The sequence below is a fragment of the Necropsobacter massiliensis genome (genome assembly GCF_000827595.2).
GTDB lineage: Bacteria > Pseudomonadota > Gammaproteobacteria > Enterobacterales > Pasteurellaceae > Necropsobacter > Necropsobacter massiliensis.
The window spans coordinates 276,447-297,428 of record NZ_LN776178.1 but is presented as its reverse complement, the minus strand read 5'-3'; the positions used below and the strand labels follow the sequence as shown (position 1 = coordinate 297,428).

Genomic DNA, 20,982 nt, shown 5'->3' with positions numbered 1-20,982 from the left:
TAGCTTAAAATTAATCAAAAAATGATGTTTTAGCGCAATAAAAACAAAAAATACTTGACGAAAGGTCACGAAATCTTTATATTTTCGCCCTGTCCGGAACCGGTGAGATGTCCGAGTGGTTGAAGGAGCACGCCTGGAAAGCGTGTATGTGCGAAAGTGCATCAGGGGTTCGAATCCCCTTCTCACCGCCATTCATTTTATAAACAATTCTGTTACTTTGCTGAAGTTCACTTTCAAATAATCTTAAAATTATTTTATTTTTTGTATTTATTATCGTATGTTTCATTCGGCTGGCTATCAGTCAGTTTCAAGATCAAAATAAAGTGCTTCTTACCGCACTTTATATCATTTCGTTTTTATCTAATGAAGAAAGGAGCATGCCAATATAGCGATATGTTACTGTACCACGATTACGCCGAGGCAGCCTTTGTCTGCCAGCATTAAATCTGATGCGCCGAAAATAAACGGATAATTATTCGACGATAGATTGTCAAATTTAATCAAGATCTGCACTTTTCCTTCAACTAGAACAGTATCTTTCCAGCCGATTTCATGCTGTGCCAGCGGCTGTCCGTCAATACTTTCAATAATGAATTTAGCGCCCTGCACTTTAAATCCCACAGGCGACGACGCCGTCAGCGTCCAGCGCTCAGTGGAACCCAGCACGGCGTTGACATCCACTCTGCGGGGGTCAAAACGCTGTTGATTAAGCAAGGCATTTGCGGCATCAATATGAAATGTCCGTTCATCGGCGATGTGCTGATTCAGCAATGCCGGTGCATCGGTAGTAAATTGTGCAACCGGTTTGCCGTTAAAGGCGGCAGCCAGCCCTTCCGGTCGCAGTTCAAGTACCGTATTATCAATCAATTCGTCATCAGTGCTAAAAAACTGACTGATTTTATTGATAAAATTTCGTTTTTTGCCGGTAATCAGCGTGGCGTTGCCGCCCTCGTTCAAATCTACCAGTAACTCAATACGTTCGCCCGGCGCCAGCATTACCGCATTCACGGTTTTAGCCTGCGGCAGAAAACCCTGATCCTGCGCGATAATCTGAAAGTCCCGTTCATCATCAAAACGTAAATCATAGCGTCTTGATAAGGAGGCATTCACCAAACGCAAACGAATCCAGCCGCGCGTCACCGTCATATAAGGTGCTTCCTGTCCGTTTACAAACAGGCGCTCGCCGAAAAAGTGCGGTTGATTTTGATGAAATAATTGAATACCTTCCGCGTTAAGCCGCATATCCTGCAAAATCAGCGGAATATCGTCTATCCCGTATTTGTGCGGCAAAGACAGCTTGCGACTGTCTTCATCTTCAATAATCCAAAGCCCTGCTAATCCGCGATAAGTCTGATAAGCCGAACTAGCCAGCGTACAGGCATGATACCAGCAGGTTGCGGCGGGTTGGTTTATCGGCACAATCGGCGCCCAGATTTCATTCGGTTTAAAGGCGCGCGCCACCCCGCCGAATAACTCGGCACTTGCTTGCAATCCCTGAATATTGAGCGCTACGATCTGCGCTAGATTATTACGATAATTTAATTTGGCAAAATCACCGCGACGAATCTTTACCGTTGGTCCCAGATAAGCGCCGTTAAATCCCCACACTTCGGTATATTTTCCGGGAATAAGCTGGGTTTGTGTGCTTTCCATGCCGAGAAACAGGGGTTTGCCGCGGCGGATTTCAATTAATCCCGGAATAGGCAAAGGTCGGCGTTCAGCCGCCAGCAACGGTGCCGGAATCGCAGAGAATGCGCCGGCTAGCAGTGCGGTTTTCAAAAGCTGACGACGGGAATAATGCATCATGCGCTACACCTGTGAGAATTAAACCTGCGGCTTGGACTGCGCCAGTTCCGCATCCAGCTCGGCGATACGACGCTGCATAATCTGATAACAATGTTCCGCCAACTCGCGCACATTTTCTTTGGTATAACCTGAGGTATCAACCGGCGCTAAAATCTCACAAATCACTTTGCCGTTATGCAGACGGTTAAGATCCACCTGATTATGGGTAGTGGAACACACGACCGGCACAATCGGCACGCCGGCGGCGATAGCGGCATAAAAGGCGCCGGTTTTAAACGGCAGTAATCCGCGCCCGCGGCTACGGGTGCCTTCCGGAAACATCCAAATGGATAAATTGTCGGCATGAATGCGACGTGCCAGTTCGGTCATTGTACTGTGCGCTTTGGCGCGGTTATCGCGATCCAGAAAAATATTGCCGGTCGCCCAATATAAAATGCCGAAAAACGGCACCCAAATCAGGCTCTTTTTTCCGACACTCACAGTGCGCGGCATCACCATATAGGAAATCGTCACCATATCATAGTTATTCTGATGATTACCGATATAAATGCAGGGACCGACATTGTCAGCATCCGACGGGAAACGATGTTCCACTTCCAGCCCGAACAACGGGTATAAACGCCCGAACCAGCGAGCCACCACCCCAACATTGCTCGGATTTTTAAAGCGGATAAAAGAATAAACCGTACCTAATAGGCAAATTAAAATACAACAAAAAGTAATGACAATAATTCTGAGAATTTTTAGCATAATTCAGCACTCGAAAAAAATTTGCTCAAGTATAGCGAAAATAGCTAAATATGTGTAGAAATCAGGAGAAAAAATGATACTCTACGGAAAAAAATCAGATCACCGATATTTATGAAAAAAACCTATTTTATTGCGGATTTACATCTCAGCGAAAACCGACCGCACTTAACCCGTCTGTTTACCGATTTTATGCAGCAAAAAGCGCCGCAGGCAGAAAAGCTGTATATTTTAGGCGACTTATTTGATTTTTGGATCGGCGATGACGAACAATCGACACTGATCGAACTGGTCAAACATCATATCAAACAACTGACGGATAGCGGCGTTGCATGTTATTTTATTCATGGCAATCGAGATTTTCTGCTCGGCGAACGCTTTGCCCGCAGCTGCGGTTTACAACTGCTGCCGACCTATCAGCTCATTGATTTATACGGCACGCCGACATTGCTTTGTCATGGCGACACACTTTGTACGGAAGATACCGCCTATCAACAATATCGTAAGAAAGTGCAGCAAAAATGGCGTCAGTGGCTGTTTTTGCACCTACCGTTAAAAGTGCGGTTGAAAATCGCGGAAAAAATTCGTGCCAAAAGCCAGGCGGATAAAAAACAAAAAGCCGAGCAGATTATGGATGTCAGCGCGGATTTTGTGCTACACATTTTCCGACAGTTTAATGTCTGCCAAATGATCCACGGGCATACGCACCGGCAAAATATCCATAAAATCGAACCGCACTTTACCCGCATCGTACTGGGCGATTGGGGCGAAACCAACTCCGTTTTGGAGGTTTGCGCGCACGATTTGCACTTTATCAACGAACATTAAATTAAAAAGGAGAACATAATGGCAGATCCGCATATTAAATCCCCGATGGATTTCTGGGATTATCTTACCGTGATGTTATACCGCAGCGGCTTCGTTTTAGCTGCGATTAGCACCGCACTTTTGCCCTATTACACCGAATTCGCCTATCCGGGACTGTTAATCGCCGCCATGCTATGTGCCTCATCCCTACACATTTATCTGAAACACTTTCGTTTATTGTTACAATTCGCCACATGGAGTGCCCTGTTGTGCCACTTATTCGGCTTGCATGAACTGGCGCTGGGCGCAGCATTCGTAACGCTGGGCGGGCTGGCATACAAAGAATATTTTTGTTTTAAGGTATTCTGCCTGAACCTGCAACCGGTATTTCTGGCATTATTGTGGTTTTGTGCGCTATTTGAGTTGACCTTGGCTGCACAACTGCTGGCTTTAATCAGCGCTGTTTTATTCTTACTACTGGCGATACAGAAATGGCGCATGCCACTGCATTTTGACATTGGTGATAAGACGAAATATCAGGTTTAAGCGAAAGCGACAATCCCTCCCTGACCTTGTTTACTACGCAGTGCTTGGTTAGTAAACGCGCCGACAAGCGGTGGCGGCGAGTTTGCGCTCAGAAGAAATAAAAGCAAAAAAGTGCGGTCGTTTTTTATCATGTTTTTGTCCGCTATCCGCATTAACTGAACAAAACCGGCGCAATATCCACCGCACTTTTTCTATCGGCTTCTATCGGCGAGGGCCGACTTAATATTTTACAATATGGCCGTAACCTTCCAGAATTTGCTTGATATGCTCAAGGGATTCTTTTGTCGGCGGTTTGACATCTTCCAGCTCATATTTTTCGCCCATAGCTTCCCATTTATGTGCGCCCAGACGATGATACGGCAGCAATTCGACTTTTTCGATATTTGTCATGCCTTGAATAAACTGCCCCAGCATATTTACATCGTGATCGTTGTCCGTCCAGCCGGGTACCACAACATAGCGGATCCAAACTTTTTGATTGCGTTTTTGCAGATATTTGGCAAATTCCAATGTGCGTTTATTCGGTACGCCAATCAGGTTTTGATGAATTTTGTCATTTAATTCTTTTAAATCCAGCAAAACCAGATCGGTCACATCCAGTAATTCATCAATGACATGATCATAATGACGCACAAACCCGTTGGTATCCAGGCAGGTATGAATTCCGTTCGCCTTACAGGCTCTGAACCAGTCGCGTACGAATTCCGCCTGCAAAATCGCCTCGCCACCGGAGGCGGTAACGCCACCGCCCGACGCGTTCATAAAATGGCGATAGGTCACCACTTCTTTCATAAGTTCTTCGACGGTAATTTCTTTGCCGCCGTGTAAATCCCAAGTGTCGCGATTATGGCAATATTTACAACGCATCAGACAGCCTTGTAAAAACAGGATAAAACGAATTCCCGGACCATCAACGGTTCCGCAGGATTCATAAGAATGATAACGAGCCACAACAGACATAATGTTCCTTATTAATAAATAGCTGAGTAGAAAATAAAGTAAAAATCGATAGCATAATACGGGAAAATTCCCCTCTGTTGGAATAAAGGGGAATTTTCAAGGTAATGCGGGCTAAAACTCGCTGATATTATTTACCGTCCCACGCTTTAATGGCATCATGGCGAATTTTGACACGACCTTGCGCGTCGTTTTTATAATAATCTTTCGCCAGCCCACCTTCCCAGTCGCCGTAATTCGGGTTCGGCAGCACAATAAATTTTTTCCCGAACGCTTTACTGTTTTGATCAACGAAAGCGCGGCGTTCTGCATTGGATTTGCGATAAGTCGCATCGCCGAAATCGTTTAGATTATCACCGATATATAAGACGATTTCATAGCCTTGCTGTTCGATTTCGGCAAAACGAACGGATTTATTGGATTTATCTTTTTTCAGATATAGGGTTTCATCACTCACGCCGGTAAACCCTAATTTTTTCATATCATCCACGGTGCCGGCTTTTTCGCTTTCATCTTTGCGGTTAGAAACATAGAACATTTTGCCGCCGTGCGCATTAACATAATTATTGAATTCAACCGCACCGGCAATCGCTCCGGTTTGACGTGCCTCAACCCAGCGCGTCCAGTCTGCGCCGTCAAAGGCTTTACCGTTTTTAACCTGCCAACCGGCATAAGCGCTGTTATCCACCATGGTTTCATCAAGATCGACGACAACCGCTTTTTTCTTTCCTTTGCTGACTTTGGCATTATCAAAAGCAACTTTTGCAATATTGAATGCCTGGTACGCCAATGCCTGATATTCACCGGACTGCTGGACCCAGTTCAGCCCCAATACGGCTTGCTCCTGCAATTGCGCATCGCCTTCAATCTTATTGCTACAGGCGGCTAATGCAAACGCGGATGCCATAGCCAGTACGGTGAATTTAATCTTGATGTTTTTCATTCGATGTCTCCTTACATTAGTGGGATATTAGTGTGATGAATAATAAATGGACAACTGAATACAACGTTTACAACTTACATAAATGTAAGGGAACAATATATTTCATATATGTTCCCTTAGCAATAAATTATCTTATTCGGTGATGAGCAGTGCCGAATATACCGCCTCAGCACAAGTCATTATGATAAAACCGCCTTACATAATTAACACTCATCACCTTATCATCAACCGATTACATTGACTGAGTAAATGTACGGGTAATGACGTCTTGCTGTTGTTCTCTGGTCAAGGAGTTGAAACGCACAGCATAACCGGAAACACGGATTGTCAGCTGAGGATATTTCTCAGGATGATCGATCGCATCCAGTAAGGTTTCACGATTTAATACGTTCACGTTCAGGTGCTGACCGCCTTCTACTGTCGCTTCGTGATGGAAGTAACCGTCCATTAAGCCAGCAAGATTGCGTTTTTGCGCATCAATATCTTTACCTAATGCGTTTGGAACGATAGAGAAGGTATAAGAAATACCATCTTTCGCATAAGCAAACGGCAGTTTGGCCACAGAGGTCAGGGATGCTACCGCACCTTTCTGGTCACGTCCGTGCATTGGGTTTGCGCCCGGTCCGAATGGTGCGCCGGCACGACGACCGTCCGGAGTATTACCGGTTTTCTTACCATACACCACGTTAGAGGTGATTGTCAGCACAGATTGTGTCGGAGTCGCATTGCGGTATGTTTTGTGAGTCTGAATTTTCTTCATGAAACGTTCGACCAAATCAACCGCTAAATCATCCACCCGGCTGTCGTTGTTACCGAATTGCGGATATTCGCCTTCAATTTCAAAGTCAACCGCTACATTGGACGCAACAACATTACCGTCTTTATCTTTAATATCGCCGCGAACTGGTTTCACTTTAGCGTATTTGATTGCCGCCAGTGAGTCGGCCGCTACGGAAAGTCCGGCAATACCACAAGCCATGGTACGGAATACATCACGATCATGGAACGCCATTAACGCCGCTTCATAGGCATATTTATCGTGCATAAAGTGAATGATGTTCAGTGCGGTCACATACTGAGTTGCCAACCAATCCATAAAGTGATCCATCCGATCCATAACGGTATCGAAATTCAGCACTTCATCAGTGATAGGTGCTGTTTTCGGACCAACTTGCACGCCGGATTTTTCATCAATACCGCCGTTGATTGCATATAGCAACGTTTTCGCCAAGTTTGCACGGGCGCCGAAGAACTGCATTTGTTTACCCACAACCATCGGGCTTACGCAGCAAGCAATCGCATAGTCGTCGTTATTGAAATCAGGACGCATTAAATCATCGTTTTCATATTGTACAGATGAGGTATCAATAGAAACTTTGGCACAGAAACGTTTGAACGCTTCAGGCAGCTGTTCCGACCACAGAATAGTCAAGTTCGGTTCAGGTGACGGTCCCATTGTGTACAGGGTGTGCAGCATACGGAAGCTGTTTTTAGTCACCAGCGTACGACCGTCTAAGCCCATACCAGCTAAGGTTTCGGTTGCCCACATCGGGTCGCCGGAGAATAATTGATCGTATTCAGGTGTACGCAAGAAACGTACCATACGCAATTTCATGACTAAATGGTCGATTAATTCCTGCGCTTGCTGTTCAGTGATTTTACCGGCTTTCAAGTCACGTTCGATATAAATATCCAAGAAGCTGGATACACGACCGAATGACATCGCCGCACCGTTTTGCGATTTAACCGCCGCAAGATAAGCAAAATAAGTCCATTGTACCGCTTCCTGCGCGTTAGTTGCTGGATTGGAAATATCACAACCGTAAGACGCTGCCATTTCTTTGATTTTGCCTAATGCACGATGCTGTTCAGCAATTTCTTCACGCAGCTGAATAGTTGCCTGAATATCTTCGCCGCTTTCCAGACGAGACTGTAATGAAGTAAATTGTTTGAATTTATCTTTCATTAAGAAATCTACACCATATACCGCCAAACGACGATAGTCACCGATAATACGACCACGGCCATAAGCATCAGGAAGACCGGTAATCACGCCGGATTTACGGCAGCGCAGAATATCTGGTGTATAAACGTCAAATACCCCTTGGTTGTGAGTTTTGCGATATTCGGTAAAGATATGTTCGATTTCAGGTTTCAGCTCGCGACGATAAACCTGACATGAGCCTTTCACCATTTTAATACCGCCGAACGGCATAATTGCGCGTTTTAACGGAGCATCAGTCTGCAAACCGACGATTTTTTCCAATGCTTTATTGATATAACCCGGTTTGTGTGAAGTAATGGTTGATGGTGTGTCGGTATCAATGTCATACGGTTCGTGTGTTTGGTTCTCAACTTTAATTTTTTCCATAACATCATTCCACAATGCGGTGGTCGCTTCGGTGGCGTCCGCAAGGAATGATTCATCACCCTCATAAGGCGTATAGTTTTTTTGGATAAAATCACGTACGTTTACTTCGGTCTGCCAGTCTCCCGGAACAAACCCTTCCCACGCTTTCTGTTGAGCTTCTGTTAATTGAGTCATTGCTATAACTTCCTTCTCTAGTAGATAAATTTCAACAATGTAAAAACGGCGCAAAAATCAACCGCTCTTACCCCTAAACTAATGTGCATGCGGTTTATTAGTAAACCACTGCAACAATGCGATACAAACTCCGCCACCGACGATATTGCCCAAGGTAACGGGAATGAGATTTTTTACAACAAAATGATAAACGTCCAGATCCGCAAACTGCGCCGGATCCATGTCAATCGCCTGCCAGAATTCCGCCGGACTGCAATGCGCAGTGAATATTCCCATCGGAATCATAAACATATTCGCCACGCTATGCTCAAAGCCGGACGCCACAAACAATCCGATCGGCAAAATCATAATAAAGGCTTTATCGGTTAAGGTCTTGCCCGCATACGCCATCCAAATAGCGATACACACCATGATATTACACAGAATGCCTAAACAGAAGGCTTCAAGCCAAGTATGGTGGATTTTGTGCTGCGCGGTGTTCAAAATGGTCAGTCCCCATTGACCGTCAGCCGCCATCGTTTGCCCCGCAAACCATACCAGCAGGACAATTACCGTAGCCCCCACAAAGTTACCGCAATACACAACGACCCAATTGCGCAGCATCTGAAAGGTATTAATTCGTCCACTGGCGCGCGCCACTAAGGTCATGGTTGAAGAGGTGAATAATTCGGAACCGCACACCACGACCATAATCACGCCGATTGAAAAAACCAAGCCGCCAACCAGTTTAGTTAATCCCCAAGGTGCGCCGGCACTGCCGGTTTGAGTTGTAGTGTAGAAGATAAATGCGAGGGCGATAAAGGCGCCAGCTGAAATGGCAGATAAGAAAGAGTAGAATTGGTTTTTACTGGCTTTATAAACACCGACATCTTCGCCGATTTGAGCCATTTCTGTCGGGGTCGCCATTAGGCTAATTGAGTTTTCCGTTTTCATTATATATCCCACAAGAATTCACTGCGTCCATTTTAAGGCATTCGGACAAAACTTTAAACTAAAAAATTTTTTATTTTTTATAAATTTTTTTAGAAACAGCCTTATTTAACATTCACTTAACATTAAAGATCGAGTCCGATCTTTTGGTTAACATTACGTTAACGAATATTTTTCTCAAATTGCTATTTTACTGATTTTCTGTTAAAAATATTCTTCGCAGCTCCCGCTATAAACAAAGGATATTACCATGGCAGAAGAAACGATTTTCAGTAAAATCATCCGTAAAGAAATCCCCGCCGATATCGTCTATCAAGACGAGCTGGTCACCGCTTTTCGAGATATATCGCCACAAGCCAAAACGCATATACTGATTATCCCGAACAAACCGATTGCGACAGTTAACGATGTTACCGCACAGGATGAAATCAGCTTGGGACGACTGTTTACCGTTGCCGCCCAATTGGCGAAACGGGAAGGCATTGCCCAAGACGGCTATCGCTTAATCGTTAACTGCAACGAACACGGCGGACAAGAAGTATTCCATCTGCATATGCACTTGGTCGGCGGTGAACCCCTAGGCAAAATGCTGGCAAAATAATGATTAAATCACTTTCCTGTATAGCACTCGGTTTACTGCTGACCGCTTGCGGTTCGACCCCGGCGCCCAATCTGGTACATAGTACAAAACCGATTCTGAATATGGAATCCGAGCTGGCGGCGTTAATCGACGCTGCCGCCGAGCCGGATTCCGCTTGGATAAAAAACAAATCCGCTCAGCCGGTTACCGTCTCTTACACTTTTTTCTGGTATGACAAAAACGGAGTCACACAAAATGCGGACGACACTGCGGCATCCTCACCGTCCGTCACACTGCAACAAAAGCAACGGACGGAACTGGAATTGCTCCGCCCGACCACTGAAAGTGTCAACTATCGTCTGTATTTACGCTTAAAATAAGGATTATCATGTCCACACTGCTTATCGACTTAACAGGTCAGGAATTGACCCGGGAAGACGCGGAATTATTATCGCACCCGCTGGTTGCCGGGGTTATTTTATTCAGCCGTAATTTTCATGATCGCACGCAAATTCAAGCGCTGGTCGATTCAATTCGCCGCGTTAAACAAGATCTGCTTATCACCGTCGATCAGGAAGGCGGACGTGTTCAACGTTTTCGTCACGGTTTCACCCAACTGCCCGCCATGCAAGCATTCGCAGCACTGCTTGACGATCCGGCAGCACAAAATGACGCGGCGTTACAGGCGGGTTGGCAAATGGCGACCGAAATAACCGCACTTGGCATTGATTTAAGTTTTGCGCCGGTATTGGATCTCGGCCATCAATGCAAAGCCATCGGCGATCGCAGCTTTCATACCGAATGTGAACCGACAATTCGCCTTGCCACCCAGTTTATCGCCGGAATGCATCAAGCGGGTATGGCGGCGACCGGCAAACATTTTCCCGGGCACGGTCATGTATCGGCGGACTCTCATCTGGAAACCCCTTATGACAATCGCACTCGGGAGACAATTTTTAACCGCGATATACAACCGTTCCGCCAATTGATTGCAAACGGTTGTTTAGATGCGATAATGCCGGCGCATGTGATCTACACGCAATGCGATACTCAACCTGCCAGCGGATCGCGTTACTGGCTGAAACAGGTGCTGCGCGAACAACTGGATTTCCGCGGCGCAATTTTCTCCGATGATTTGGGCATGCAAGGTGCTGGTTTTATGGGCGATTTTGTCAGCCGCTGCGAACAAGCGTTGCACGCCGGCTGCGATTTACTGTTGCTGTGCAATGAACGGGAAGGCGTAATTCAGGTGTTGGATCACTTCAACGTGCAGGAATCGACAGAACAAGCGGCATTACGCCATGCGCGCCGACAAGCGTTATTTAAACAAAAAACATATCGTTGGAATGACCTGCAACATTCTGCCCGTTGGCGAGAAAATCATAAAAAATTGACCGCACTTCAGCAAAACTGGCTGGCAACAAAGGAATAATAATGCCGCTTACAATTCCCTGCCGTCATTACCGGCAACAGGACTGCCGCTCCTGTCAATGGTTGGAAAAACCCTATGCACAACAGTTGGCAGACAAAACCGTCCACCTACAACAGCAGCTCGCCACACTGGATCAATCCGCGCTGATTTGGCATACACCTTACTCATCGCCGCTAAGCCGATTTCGCAACAAAGCCAAAATGGTAGTGAGCGGCACGGTCGAACGCCCTGTGCTGGGCATCTTACCGGATCCGACACATCCACACAGTGCGGTAGATTTATGCGATTGCCCGCTTTACCCTGCCGCTTTCGATGCGGTTTTTCCAGTTTTAAAGGATTTTATCGCCCGTGCCGGGCTGGTTCCTTACAATACGGCGAAACAAAAGGGTGAGCTGAAATATATACTGCTCAGCGAAAGCAAAAGTAACGGTGATCTGATGCTACGCTTTGTCCTGCGTTCGCAAGGCAAACTACCATTAATCCGACGAGAACTGCCCGCTTTGCAGACAAAACTGCCGCAACTGACAGTGATCAGCGTGAATATTCAATCTCAGCATGCCGCCATTTTGGAAGGCGAAACGGAAATTTTTCTCACCGAAAAACAAAACCTGCCCGAGTGTTTTAACCATATTCCGCTATTTATGCGCCCGCAAGGGTTTTTCCAGACCAATCCGAGCGTAGCCCAGGGATTATACGGCAGCGCACAGCAGTGGGTCAAAGATTTGCCCATTCGTTCGATTTGGGATTTGTTTTGCGGCGCTGGCGGCTTTGGGCTGCATTGCGCTCATATATTGCAACGGCAAGGTAAAGAGGTCGAACTGGTAGGTATTGAAATCGCGCCTTCCGCAATTTTTGCTGCCGGTTTATCCGCTCGCCAGTTGAACCTGAAAAACGTCAGCTTTCAGTCATTGGATGCGGCACAGTTCGCCCTCGCCCAAAAACAAACCCCGGATCTACTTATCGTCAACCCGCCCAGACGCGGTCTCGGCACACAATTAGCACAATTTCTTAATCAATTACAACCGCACTTTATTCTTTATTCCAGCTGTAACGCGGTTTCAATGGCAAAAGATCTTGCCCACTTGCAAGCATACCGCATGCAGAAAATACAGCTCTTCGACATGTTCCCACATACGGCGCATTATGAAGTGTTGACGTTGTTAACACGCAAATAGTAAGTGGCAGAAACAAATAAGGCATCCCACTCGGATGCCTTGATAATACAGATGAAACAAATCAGAATAAGCGTTTTGACATCGCCATTAAATCCGCTTTAAATTCGCGGCGCATGTTATTAATGGCGTCAATAATATCATGGTGAACCAGCTGTTCATTTTGGATGCCGACACAATAACCGCCTTTGCCCTGTAACAGTAAATCCACTGCATACACGCCCATACGGGAAGCCAGAATACGGTCGAAAGCACAAGGCGTACCGCCACGCTGAATGTGTCCCAGCACAGTGGCACGGGTTTCATGATGTACACGCGATTCAATTTCTTTCGCCAGCGCATTCACATCGCAAATTAATTCGGTAATTACAATTAAAGCGTGACGTTTGCCGTTTGCAATGCTACGTTCAATCTGTTGGATCAATTCTTCGCGATTAAATTCCACTTCAGAGGCGACAATATATTCACAGCCTCCGGCAATGCCAGCGGAAATGGTTAAATCGCTGCAATGTCTGCCCATGATTTCTACAATGGAAATACGCTGGTGGGAACTTGAGGTATCGCGCAAACGGTCGATTGCTTCCACTGCGGTCTGTAATGCCGTTTGATAACCGATAGTATAATCCGTCCCCGCAACATCGTTATCAATGGTGCCCGGAATACCCACACAAGGAAAACCGTGTTCTTCGGTTAATAATTTGGCGCCCATATAAGAACCGTCACCGCCGATCACCACTAACGCGTCAATACCGTGTGAACGCAACACTTCCGCACATTTGGCACGTACTGCGGGATCTTTAAATTCCGGAAAACGCGCCGAACCTAAGAAGGTGCCGCCGCGATTAATTACATCGGACACGCTATAACGGCTCAATTGTTTGATTTTATTGTGATATAAACCATGATAGCCGTCATAAATTCCATATACTTCCAGCCCTTCCGCTAAGGCAGAACGGACCACCCCACGAATGGCGGCATTCATGCCGGGGGCATCGCCGCCGCTTGTCAATACAGCAATTTTTTTAATCATAAATATACCTTATTTAAAGTTGCAATATAAAAACTGTCGCTAAGATTACACTATTCACCAAACCGTCTCTAGCAAAATTTTGGTGAATTATCACATATTTTGATTTAAGTCTAATTATTCCATATGCGGTTCGACACCTTGGGTTTGCCGCTGCTCCGTTTGTACTACGCTGGTCGGTTCGTGATGGATCACAATATCCACCTGCGGGAATAATTCCCTTAAACGGCTTTCAAGGTGATCGGTAATGGCATGCGCCTGCACAAAAGAAAGATGATCATCCAATTCCAAATGAAACTGGATAAAACGCACTACTCCAGAACGTCGCGTGCGCAAATCATGAAAACCGAGGATTTGCGGTGTAGATAAAATCACCGCTTCAATGCGCTTGATTTCCGCCTCCGGTAATGCCTGATCAAGCAGTAACTGCGCCGCATCAAATAACATTTTGCCAGCGTTAAACAAAATATAAACGGCGATGAGAATGGCAAACAACGCATCTGCTGCGATAAAGCCGTATGCTGTCAGCCCGAGAGAAATAAGAATCGCGACATTCATTAGCAAGTCGGTCTGATAATGCAAGCGATCCGCTTTAATTGCCGGGCTGTCAGTCTGCCGAATAACCCGGCTTTGATAAAAAACCAACCCAAATGTCGCGGCAATGGAAAAGAGCGTCACCGCAATGCCCAGTGAGGTATCGGTTAAAGGCTGGGGCGCGTTCAGACGGTGAATGCCCTGCAATAATAAAAAAATGGCGGAACCGGAGATAAACGCACTTTGCGCCAACGCCGCCAGAGATTCCGCTTTACCGTGTCCAAATGAGTGATTGTGGTCGGCGGGCATTAATGCGAAGCGCAGAATCAGCATATTCATAAAAGAAGCTAATAAATCCAGCATAGAATCCGTAATAGATGCCAACATACTGACCGAACCGGTCCGCCACCACGCCGCGCCTTTGCTCAACATCAGCACCAACGCAGTAAACACCGCCAGATTGGCAGCTTTTTTTACCTGTAATGAATAATCACGCACTATTTTTCACAACTCCACGGCCAGTTTGCCTGCTTCAGCTGCGTCATTTCTTTATCGGCGACATATTTTTTCAAATAATTGATGATTTTACTTTTATTCATATTCATCAATTTTTTATTCTTCGCAATTTTTACGGAATATTGATACTGCACAAAACCGCACAACGGAATATCTTTTCCTTTCGATACATCGACCCGCCAGTCCTTATTCTGCGCACTCGGCTGATAAATCACAAAAGAATACAGCACATCATCCTGGCGATAAATATCAAAGCGCGGCACAGCCGTATTTTTATATACTCGCCGGCGCAATTGGATACGGTCATCCAGAGTACGCTGCTGGCGGTTGCGATCTAATAATAATTCCACCGCACTTTTCCACTCTTGCGGCGAATCCTCTTTCATCACATAAAAATAACGCGCCATACTGCCTAAATCCTGCTGCGCGGCAAGGTAGTAAGTATGCTTGTTATGACTGACAAACTGCGGCGCCGATAACTCGGGCTGCGAGGCACAGGCGGCAAGGAAAAGTGCAGTGCTAAAAAGCGCTATTTTTTTTAACCGCACCGTCAAATGCGGCAATCCGCCGTTCTTGAATAGATCGATCATGTTATTCTCTCAAATCCCGTTTAAATACCAGTTCATTATCGCTCGATGCGGCGCTGTCAAACCAATAGCCGCCCAAATCAAACGCTTTCAGCTGCTCAATTTCCGTCAACCGATTTTGAATGATGTAACGGCACATTAAACCACGAGCTTTTTTCGCATAAAAGCTGATCACTTTATATTTCCCGCCTTTATTATCCAGAAAAATCGGTTTTAGGATTCTGGCTTTCAACCCGCTTGCTTGCACGGATTTATAATATTCATCGGAGGCCAAATTAAGCAGAATATTGTCGCCCTGCTCATCTAATGCGGTCTGCACGCTGCGGGTAATTGTATCGCCCCAGAACGCATACAAATCCTTGCCTTGCTTATTCGCAAGCCGCGTGCCCATTTCCAAACGATAAGGTTGCATCAAATCCAGCGGACGCAACAGTCCATACAGACCGGATAAAATGCGTAAATGTCGTTGTGCAAACAGCACCTCTTCCCGCGTTAGGCTGTCCACATCCAGCCCAGTATAGACATCACCCTTAAAGGCATAAATCGCCGCGCGGGCATTCTGTTCATCATGCAGTGGCTGCCACTCAGCGAAACGGGCGGCATTCAGTCCGGCCAGTTTATCACTGATCGACATCAAAGAGGCGAGCTGTGCGGGAGAAAGCCGGCGACAAATAGCAATCAGTTGAGTACTGTAATCGGTTAAGTGCGGTTGAGAAAATTCAAATTTCGGCACCGCACTTTTAAAATCAAGGGTTTTCGCCGGAGAAATTATCGCGAGCATACATCTTCCTTTTATATGTGTTATTCGACAGTTAACGGCAACTGCCAGTTTATCACCGGTAAATTATGTTGTTGCAAATACTGATTGGTTTTTGAAAAATGCCGACAGCCTAAAAAACCGCGATGCGCAGACAGCGGTGATGGGTGCGGCGCCGACAAGACGCAATGTTTCGCGCGATCAATAAACTGCCCTTTGCGCTGCGCATGACTGCCCCATAACAGAAAAACCAAATGTTCCCGCTGCGCATTTAGCACGCTAATCACCTGATCCGTGAAGGTTTCCCAGCCGAAATTGGCATGGGAATGCGCCCGTCCGCGTTCCACCGTTAATACGGTATTAAGCAATAACACGCCCTGCTGCGCCCACGCCGTCAAATAGCCGTGCTGCGGAATCTGAAAATTCGCGATGTCGGCGACAAGCTCTTTATACATGTTCAGCAGCGAAGGCGGCGGTACAATACCCGGTTTTACCGAAAACGCCAGCCCGTGCGCCTGATTCGGTCCATGGTACGGATCTTGCCCTAAAATGACCACTTTAACCTGCTCGAATTCAGTCAGTTTAAACGCATTAAACACATCGGCAGCAGGCGGATAAATCATCTTGCCCATGGCTCTTTCACGATGCACCTGCTGTAAAATATGCTGAAAATAGGGTTGTTCTTTTTCTTTGCCGATAACGTCTTTCCAGGTTTTCATATTGTGTCTTATCCATTTATAATCGTGGGAAGATTATAAATAACCTGAGCTTAAATTAACAGGTTGAATTCGGACTAAATTGTTAATTCAAAGTTAAATAAAAGTTAACAAAACAAGAACAAACCAAGCCCATCACGCACAACAATTGATGCAAATCAAAATAGTCATTTTTCTTTCATTAAGTCAACCTGATTTATATCAAAACAATTGAAAAGATAAAATTTCTTGATAAAATTTATCCCAACTTAGCTTAATTAACACACAGCCAATCAGGAGGCACTTTATGATTAAAGGTATTCAAATTACTCAAGCCGCTAACGACAACTTATTAAATTCATTCTGGTTACTGGACAGCGAAAAAGGTGAAGCCCGTTGTCTGGCAGCAAAAGCACAATATGCCGAAGACCAAGTCGTCGCAGTCAGCGAGTTAGGTCAGATCGAATATCGCGAATTACCGGTTGATGTCGCACCGACCGTTAAAGTTGAAGGTGGTCAGCACTTAAATGTTAACGTATTACGCCGCGAAACCTTAGAAGACGCCGTGAAACACCCGGAAAAATATCCGCAGCTCACCATCCGCGTTTCCGGTTATGCCGTACGTTTCAACTCATTAACTCCGGAACAACAACGCGATGTAATTACCCGTACTTTCACTGAAAGTTTGTAATTTTATCGACTTCACTTTTTTAGATTGAAATGACACCCTAAAGTATTTACTTTAGGGTGTTTTTTGTGCGCTTAAAAACGCGTGATTTTCGTACCGCACTTTTTGCAATTTTATTGCCTGATATAGCATATCCGTACATATTCAGGTACAATCCACCAGTTAAACTTTAGTGAAATCATTCTAACTGAAATATGAAGAACATACGTAATTTTTCTATTATTGCACATATTGACCACGGTAAATCCACTTTGTCGGATCGCCTGATTCAAACCTGCGGCGGGCTGTCCGATCGCGAAATGGCAGAACAGGTGCTGGATTCCATGGATTTGGAACGCGAACGCGGGATTACCATTAAAGCCCAAAGCGTCACTTTAAATTATCGGGCGCACGATGGGGAAACTTATCAACTGAATTTTATCGATACGCCCGGGCACGTTGACTTTTCCTATGAAGTTTCCCGTTCACTGGCAGCCTGTGAAGGTGCGCTACTGGTGGTTGACGCTGGTCAGGGAGTGGAGGCACAAACGCTGGCAAACTGCTATACCGCCATTGAGATGGATCTGGAAGTGGTGCCAATTTTAAATAAAATCGACCTGCCTGCCGCCGATCCGGAACGGGTGGCGGAAGAAATTGAAGATATTGTAGGGATCGATGCGCTGGATGCGGTGCGTTGCTCCGCCAAAACCGGTGTCGGGATTGAAGATGTGCTGGAAGAAATCGTGCGCAAAATTCCTGCCCCGCAAGGCGATCCCGCCGCACCGCTGCAAGCACTGATTATCGACTCTTGGTTCGACAATTATCTCGGCGTGGTCTCATTAGTGCGGATCAAAAACGGCACGTTACGCAAAGGCGACAAGATCAAAGTGATGTCCACCGGTCAATCCTATAATGTGGATCGCCTCGGTATTTTCACGCCGAAACAAGTGGATACCGACCGATTAAACTGTGGCGAAGTCGGCTGGGTGGTATGCGCGATTAAAGATATTTTAGGCGCGCCGGTGGGCGATACGCTGACCTTACACAACACCCCGGCAAACTCGGTTTTACCGGGCTTTAAAAAAGTTAAACCGCAGGTGTATGCTGGTTTATTCCCGATCAGCTCCGATGATTACGAAGCCTTCCGTGATGCGCTGGGTAAATTAAGCCTGAATGACGCCTCGTTATTCTATGAACCGGAAAATTCCAGTGCGCTCGGCTTTGGTTTCCGCTGCGGTTTCCTCGGCTTACTGCATATGGAAATCATTCAGGAACGTCTAGAGCGCGAATACAATCTGGATCTGATCACCACGGCGCCGACCGTCGTTTATGAAGTGGAGCTGACCAACGGCGATGTGGTTTATGTGGACAGCCCAGCAAAACTGCCACCACTCAACAATATTGCGCAAATCCGTGAACCGATTGCCGAATGTAATATGCTGCTGCCACAGAACTACCTCGGCAACGTCATCACGCTTTGCGTGGAAAAACGCGGCGTGCAGACCAACATGGTGTATCACGGCAATCAGGTAGCGCTCACATATGAAATTCCAATGGGCGAGGTGGTACTGGATTTCTTTGATCGACTGAAATCCACATCACGCGGTTACGCCTCGCTGGATTACGGCTTTAAACGTTTTCAGGCGGCGGACATGGTGCGCGTGGATATTATGATTAACGGCGAACGGGTGGATGCGCTGGCGCTTATCGTACATAAAGACAATGCGCCATACCGCGGTCGTGAGTTGGTGGAAAAAATGCGCGAGCTGATCCCCCGCCAGCAATTTGATATTGCCATTCAGGCAGCAATCGGCAACCATATTATCGCCCGTTCAACCGTCAAACAGCTGCGCAAAAACGTCTTAGCAAAATGTTACGGCGGCGATGTCAGCCGTAAGAAAAAGCTGCTGCAAAAACAAAAAGAAGGCAAAAAACGCATGAAATCCCTCGGCAATGTGGAAGTGCCACAGGAAGCGTTTCTGGCTATCTTACATGTGGGCAAGGATAAGTAAGGAACAACAATGTCTAAATCAAATCTCGCTTTTATCATTTTGATTGCAGTCGGTTACGCTGTTTGGAAACTGCTTGAGCATCTGGCGTTACCGAACACTTTCACCATTTTATTGATTTTATTGACCGCACTTTGCGGCATATTATGGTGTTATCACCGCTTTGCCGTCTTGCCAAAACGCGCCCGACAAATCGCACGAGCAGAACAGCGTGGCGGAAAACCCTTAACGGACGAAGAAAAAAATCAAATCGAACCTATTTCCGAAGGCGCAGAGTTTTTAGCGTCGCTGTTCCCGGTGCTGGCATTCGTACTGATTCTGCGCTCCTTTTTGTTTGAACCGTTCCAAATTCCTTCCGGTTCCATGGAACCGACCTTACGTGTCGGCGATTTCCTGCTGGTGGAAAAATATGCTTACGGGATCAAAGATCCGGTATTCCAAAATACCATCATTGAAACTGGCAAACCGCAACGCGGTGATATTATCGTATTCAAAGCGCCGCCGGAACCGAATGTAGATTATATTAAACGCATCGTCGGCATTCCCGGCGACCGCATTCAATACAACGAAGTGGATCGCCATATCACACTGACCTACGGAAAAGACGGTAAAGAATGCACCGCCGACTGCACTACCAAAGAATTTGATTACAGCACCGCACAAGAAGATCCGGATTTCAATATTATTGTCGGGCAAGATAGTACCGGGCTGCCGATTTACAGCAATCTGCACCCATTGAAATTGACCGAAAGCGGTGATGTGGAACATCAGATTCATTGGGATCCGCAGCCGCCGAACGCGACCTATATGTACCGCGATTACGATACGCAACAAAATTACATTACCGAATGGGTAGTGCCGGAAGGACAATATTTCGTGATGGGCGACAACCGTAATCACAGTGCAGACAGCCGTTTCTGGGGCTTCGTACCGGAAAAAAACATCGTCGGTAAAGCCTCATATATTTGGTTAAGTCTGGACAAAAAGCAGAACGAATGGCCGACCGGCATTCGAACTGAACGTATGTTCAGCAAAATTCGCTAATATTTATGAAAAATTTAGAATCACTACAACGTAAAATCGGTTACCAATTTAACCGTGCCGCACTGTTAAAACAGGCACTGACGCACCGCAGTGCGGCGAAAAATCACAATGAACGGCTGGAATTTTTGGGTGACGCCATTCTCAATTACACCATCGCCGATGCCTTATATCACCAATTTCCGCACTGCAATGAAGGCGAACTCAGCCGTATGCGCGCCACCTTAGTGCGCGAACCGACTCTTGCCGAACTGGCGCGAGAATTCGAACTGGGCAATTACATGCTGCTTGGACCCGGCGAGCTGAAAAGCGGTGGCTTTCGCCGCGAATCCATTCTTGCCGACTGTGTGGAGGCAATTATCGGCGCCGTTTCGCAAGACAGCGATCTTAATACCGCTACGGCAACGGTGCGCGGCTGGTTCCAATTACTGCTGCGGGAAATCAAACCGGGCGATAACCAGAAAGACGCCAAAACTCGTTTGCAAGAATATTTACAGGGCAACCGCCTACCGCTGCCGAACTATAACGTAGTCAATATTCAGGGCGAAGCGCACTGCCAAACTTTTACCGTGCAATGTAACGTGCAAAATATTGACCGCACTTTCAGCGCAACCGGTTCAAGCCGACGTAAAGCGGAGCAAGCCGTGGCAGAACAAATACTGAAACAACTGGACATCAAATGAC

Annotated in this window: 22 protein-coding genes and 1 tRNA gene; 11 read left to right on the top strand and 12 right to left on the bottom strand. The window is 46.3% G+C overall.

Annotated elements, in window-relative coordinates; all coding sequences use genetic code 11:
- The first annotated feature begins 101 nt into the window (after positions 1-101).
- Positions 102-191: transfer RNA gene (locus tag BN3349_RS01490), tRNA-Ser, on the top strand.
- A gap of 205 nt (positions 192-396) precedes the next feature.
- Here BN3349_RS01490 and BN3349_RS01485 read toward each other — a convergent pair.
- The gene (locus BN3349_RS01485) at positions 397-1,806 is read right to left on the bottom strand and encodes a multicopper oxidase domain-containing protein (RefSeq protein ID WP_040975519.1); all 1,410 of its coding nucleotides are present in this window, start codon (positions 1,804-1,806) and stop codon (positions 397-399) included.
- 18 nt (positions 1,807-1,824) lie between these two features.
- On the bottom strand, positions 1,825-2,556 hold the full coding sequence (locus BN3349_RS01480) for a 1-acylglycerol-3-phosphate O-acyltransferase (protein ID WP_040975518.1): 732 nt from the start codon (positions 2,554-2,556) through the stop codon (positions 1,825-1,827).
- 111 nt (positions 2,557-2,667) lie between these two features.
- On the opposite strand from BN3349_RS01480, the gene lpxH reads away from it, so the two are divergent.
- On the top strand, positions 2,668-3,381 hold the full coding sequence (lpxH, locus tag BN3349_RS01475) for a UDP-2,3-diacylglucosamine diphosphatase (protein ID WP_040975517.1): 714 nt from the start codon (positions 2,668-2,670) through the stop codon (positions 3,379-3,381).
- Positions 3,382-3,399: 18 nt separating this feature from the next.
- Positions 3,400-3,906, top strand: coding sequence for a DUF2301 domain-containing membrane protein (locus tag BN3349_RS01470; protein WP_040975516.1), 507 nt, complete (start codon positions 3,400-3,402; stop codon positions 3,904-3,906).
- Here the strand turns inward: BN3349_RS01470 and BN3349_RS12275 are convergent.
- From BN3349_RS12275 to focA, 5 genes are all read right to left on the bottom strand, one after another.
- A complete protein-coding gene (locus BN3349_RS12275) occupies positions 3,903-4,037 on the bottom strand; it encodes a hypothetical protein (protein ID WP_281256004.1) in 135 nt (44 codons plus the stop codon). The genes BN3349_RS01470 and BN3349_RS12275 overlap by 4 nt on opposite strands.
- An 88-nt stretch (positions 4,038-4,125) precedes the next feature.
- On the bottom strand, positions 4,126-4,866 hold the full coding sequence (gene pflA / locus BN3349_RS01465) for a pyruvate formate lyase 1-activating protein (protein ID WP_040975515.1): 741 nt from the start codon (positions 4,864-4,866) through the stop codon (positions 4,126-4,128).
- Positions 4,867-4,993: 127 nt separating this feature from the next.
- Complete coding sequence (locus BN3349_RS01460; RefSeq protein ID WP_040975514.1) at positions 4,994-5,806, bottom strand: 5'-nucleotidase, lipoprotein e(P4) family; 813 nt, start codon at positions 5,804-5,806, stop codon at positions 4,994-4,996.
- 232 nt (positions 5,807-6,038) lie between these two features.
- Positions 6,039-8,351 carry a formate C-acetyltransferase gene (pflB, locus tag BN3349_RS01455; protein WP_040975513.1) on the bottom strand — a complete coding sequence of 771 codons (2,313 nt, stop codon included), beginning with the start codon at positions 8,349-8,351 and terminating at the stop codon, positions 6,039-6,041.
- A gap of 78 nt (positions 8,352-8,429) precedes the next feature.
- Complete coding sequence (gene focA, locus BN3349_RS01450) at positions 8,430-9,284, bottom strand: formate transporter FocA (protein WP_040975512.1); 855 nt, start codon at positions 9,282-9,284, stop codon at positions 8,430-8,432.
- Between the two features lie 247 nt (positions 9,285-9,531).
- On the opposite strand from focA, the gene hinT reads away from it, so the two are divergent.
- Genes hinT through rlmC form a run of 4 tightly spaced genes read left to right on the top strand, consistent with a single transcriptional unit; the run spans position 9,532 to position 12,468 of the window.
- On the top strand, positions 9,532-9,882 hold the full coding sequence (gene hinT / locus BN3349_RS01445) for a purine nucleoside phosphoramidase (RefSeq protein ID WP_040975511.1): 351 nt from the start codon (positions 9,532-9,534) through the stop codon (positions 9,880-9,882).
- Positions 9,882-10,241: a YcfL family putative periplasmic lipoprotein gene (locus BN3349_RS01440; protein ID WP_040975510.1), complete on the top strand. Its 360-nt coding sequence runs from the start codon at positions 9,882-9,884 to the stop codon at positions 10,239-10,241. Before hinT ends, BN3349_RS01440 begins: the two co-directional genes overlap by 1 nt.
- Positions 10,242-10,249: 8 nt before the next feature.
- Complete coding sequence (nagZ, locus tag BN3349_RS01435; RefSeq protein ID WP_040975509.1) at positions 10,250-11,293, top strand: beta-N-acetylhexosaminidase; 1,044 nt, start codon at positions 10,250-10,252, stop codon at positions 11,291-11,293.
- A gap of 2 nt (positions 11,294-11,295) precedes the next feature.
- A complete protein-coding gene (rlmC, locus tag BN3349_RS01430) occupies positions 11,296-12,468 on the top strand; it encodes a 23S rRNA (uracil(747)-C(5))-methyltransferase RlmC (RefSeq protein ID WP_040975508.1) in 1,173 nt (390 codons plus the stop codon).
- 61 nt (positions 12,469-12,529) lie between these two features.
- Here rlmC and pfkA read toward each other — a convergent pair whose 3' ends face one another.
- From pfkA to ung, 5 genes are all read right to left on the bottom strand, one after another.
- Positions 12,530-13,495, bottom strand: coding sequence for a 6-phosphofructokinase (gene pfkA / locus BN3349_RS01425; protein WP_032108532.1), 966 nt, complete (start codon positions 13,493-13,495; stop codon positions 12,530-12,532).
- A gap of 114 nt (positions 13,496-13,609) precedes the next feature.
- Positions 13,610-14,527 (bottom strand): cation diffusion facilitator family transporter, encoded by a 918-nt coding sequence (locus BN3349_RS01420; RefSeq protein ID WP_040975507.1) that lies wholly within the window; start codon positions 14,525-14,527, stop codon positions 13,610-13,612.
- Complete coding sequence (locus BN3349_RS01415; RefSeq protein ID WP_048736630.1) at positions 14,524-15,132, bottom strand: HI_0983 family protein; 609 nt, start codon at positions 15,130-15,132, stop codon at positions 14,524-14,526. Before BN3349_RS01415 ends, BN3349_RS01420 begins: the two co-directional genes overlap by 4 nt.
- 1 nt (position 15,133) lies before the next feature.
- Positions 15,134-15,910: a peroxide stress protein YaaA gene (yaaA, locus tag BN3349_RS01410; protein ID WP_040975506.1), complete on the bottom strand. Its 777-nt coding sequence runs from the start codon at positions 15,908-15,910 to the stop codon at positions 15,134-15,136.
- A gap of 20 nt (positions 15,911-15,930) precedes the next feature.
- The gene (gene ung / locus BN3349_RS01405) at positions 15,931-16,605 is read right to left on the bottom strand and encodes a uracil-DNA glycosylase (RefSeq protein WP_040975505.1); all 675 of its coding nucleotides are present in this window, start codon (positions 16,603-16,605) and stop codon (positions 15,931-15,933) included.
- A 283-nt stretch (positions 16,606-16,888) separates the two neighbouring features.
- Here ung and grcA point away from each other — a divergent pair, with 283 nt between their 5' ends.
- The 4 genes from grcA (at position 16,889) to rnc (ending at position 20,981) form a co-directional block, all read left to right on the top strand.
- A complete protein-coding gene (gene grcA, locus BN3349_RS01400) occupies positions 16,889-17,272 on the top strand; it encodes an autonomous glycyl radical cofactor GrcA (protein ID WP_032092547.1) in 384 nt (127 codons plus the stop codon).
- A 191-nt stretch (positions 17,273-17,463) separates the two neighbouring features.
- Positions 17,464-19,260 carry a translation elongation factor 4 gene (gene lepA, locus BN3349_RS01395; RefSeq protein WP_040975504.1) on the top strand — a complete coding sequence of 599 codons (1,797 nt, stop codon included), beginning with the start codon at positions 17,464-17,466 and terminating at the stop codon, positions 19,258-19,260.
- Between the two features lie 9 nt (positions 19,261-19,269).
- Complete coding sequence (gene lepB, locus BN3349_RS01390; protein ID WP_040975503.1) at positions 19,270-20,301, top strand: signal peptidase I; 1,032 nt, start codon at positions 19,270-19,272, stop codon at positions 20,299-20,301.
- A 5-nt stretch (positions 20,302-20,306) separates the two neighbouring features.
- The gene (gene rnc, locus BN3349_RS01385) at positions 20,307-20,981 is read left to right on the top strand and encodes a ribonuclease III (protein WP_040975502.1); all 675 of its coding nucleotides are present in this window, start codon (positions 20,307-20,309) and stop codon (positions 20,979-20,981) included.
- The last annotated feature ends 1 nt before the right edge of the window (position 20,982 follow it).

Excerpts from the sequence above, each read along its gene's own strand:
- BN3349_RS01485 (WP_040975519.1), bottom strand. The coding sequence starts at position 1,806 with ATGATGCATTATTCCCGTCGTCAGCTTTTGAAAACCGCACTGCTAGCC.
- BN3349_RS01480 (WP_040975518.1), bottom strand. The coding sequence starts at position 2,556 with ATGCTAAAAATTCTCAGAATTATTGTCATTACTTTTTGTTGTATTTTA.
- lpxH (WP_040975517.1), top strand. The coding sequence starts at position 2,668 with ATGAAAAAAACCTATTTTATTGCGGATTTACATCTCAGCGAAAACCGA.
- BN3349_RS01470 (WP_040975516.1), top strand. The coding sequence starts at position 3,400 with ATGGCAGATCCGCATATTAAATCCCCGATGGATTTCTGGGATTATCTT.
- BN3349_RS12275 (WP_281256004.1), bottom strand. The coding sequence starts at position 4,037 with ATGATAAAAAACGACCGCACTTTTTTGCTTTTATTTCTTCTGAGCGCA.
- pflA (WP_040975515.1), bottom strand. The coding sequence starts at position 4,866 with ATGTCTGTTGTGGCTCGTTATCATTCTTATGAATCCTGCGGAACCGTT.
- BN3349_RS01460 (WP_040975514.1), bottom strand. The coding sequence starts at position 5,806 with ATGAAAAACATCAAGATTAAATTCACCGTACTGGCTATGGCATCCGCG.
- pflB (WP_040975513.1), bottom strand. The coding sequence starts at position 8,351 with ATGACTCAATTAACAGAAGCTCAACAGAAAGCGTGGGAAGGGTTTGTT.
- focA (WP_040975512.1), bottom strand. The coding sequence starts at position 9,284 with ATGAAAACGGAAAACTCAATTAGCCTAATGGCGACCCCGACAGAAATG.
- hinT (WP_040975511.1), top strand. The coding sequence starts at position 9,532 with ATGGCAGAAGAAACGATTTTCAGTAAAATCATCCGTAAAGAAATCCCC.
- BN3349_RS01440 (WP_040975510.1), top strand. The coding sequence starts at position 9,882 with ATGATTAAATCACTTTCCTGTATAGCACTCGGTTTACTGCTGACCGCT.
- nagZ (WP_040975509.1), top strand. The coding sequence starts at position 10,250 with ATGTCCACACTGCTTATCGACTTAACAGGTCAGGAATTGACCCGGGAA.
- rlmC (WP_040975508.1), top strand. The coding sequence starts at position 11,296 with ATGCCGCTTACAATTCCCTGCCGTCATTACCGGCAACAGGACTGCCGC.
- pfkA (WP_032108532.1), bottom strand. The coding sequence starts at position 13,495 with ATGATTAAAAAAATTGCTGTATTGACAAGCGGCGGCGATGCCCCCGGC.
- BN3349_RS01415 (WP_048736630.1), bottom strand. The coding sequence starts at position 15,132 with ATGATCGATCTATTCAAGAACGGCGGATTGCCGCATTTGACGGTGCGG.
- yaaA (WP_040975506.1), bottom strand. The coding sequence starts at position 15,910 with ATGCTCGCGATAATTTCTCCGGCGAAAACCCTTGATTTTAAAAGTGCG.
- ung (WP_040975505.1), bottom strand. The coding sequence starts at position 16,605 with ATGAAAACCTGGAAAGACGTTATCGGCAAAGAAAAAGAACAACCCTAT.
- grcA (WP_032092547.1), top strand. The coding sequence starts at position 16,889 with ATGATTAAAGGTATTCAAATTACTCAAGCCGCTAACGACAACTTATTA.
- lepA (WP_040975504.1), top strand. The coding sequence starts at position 17,464 with ATGAAGAACATACGTAATTTTTCTATTATTGCACATATTGACCACGGT.
- lepB (WP_040975503.1), top strand. The coding sequence starts at position 19,270 with ATGTCTAAATCAAATCTCGCTTTTATCATTTTGATTGCAGTCGGTTAC.
- rnc (WP_040975502.1), top strand. The coding sequence starts at position 20,307 with ATGAAAAATTTAGAATCACTACAACGTAAAATCGGTTACCAATTTAAC.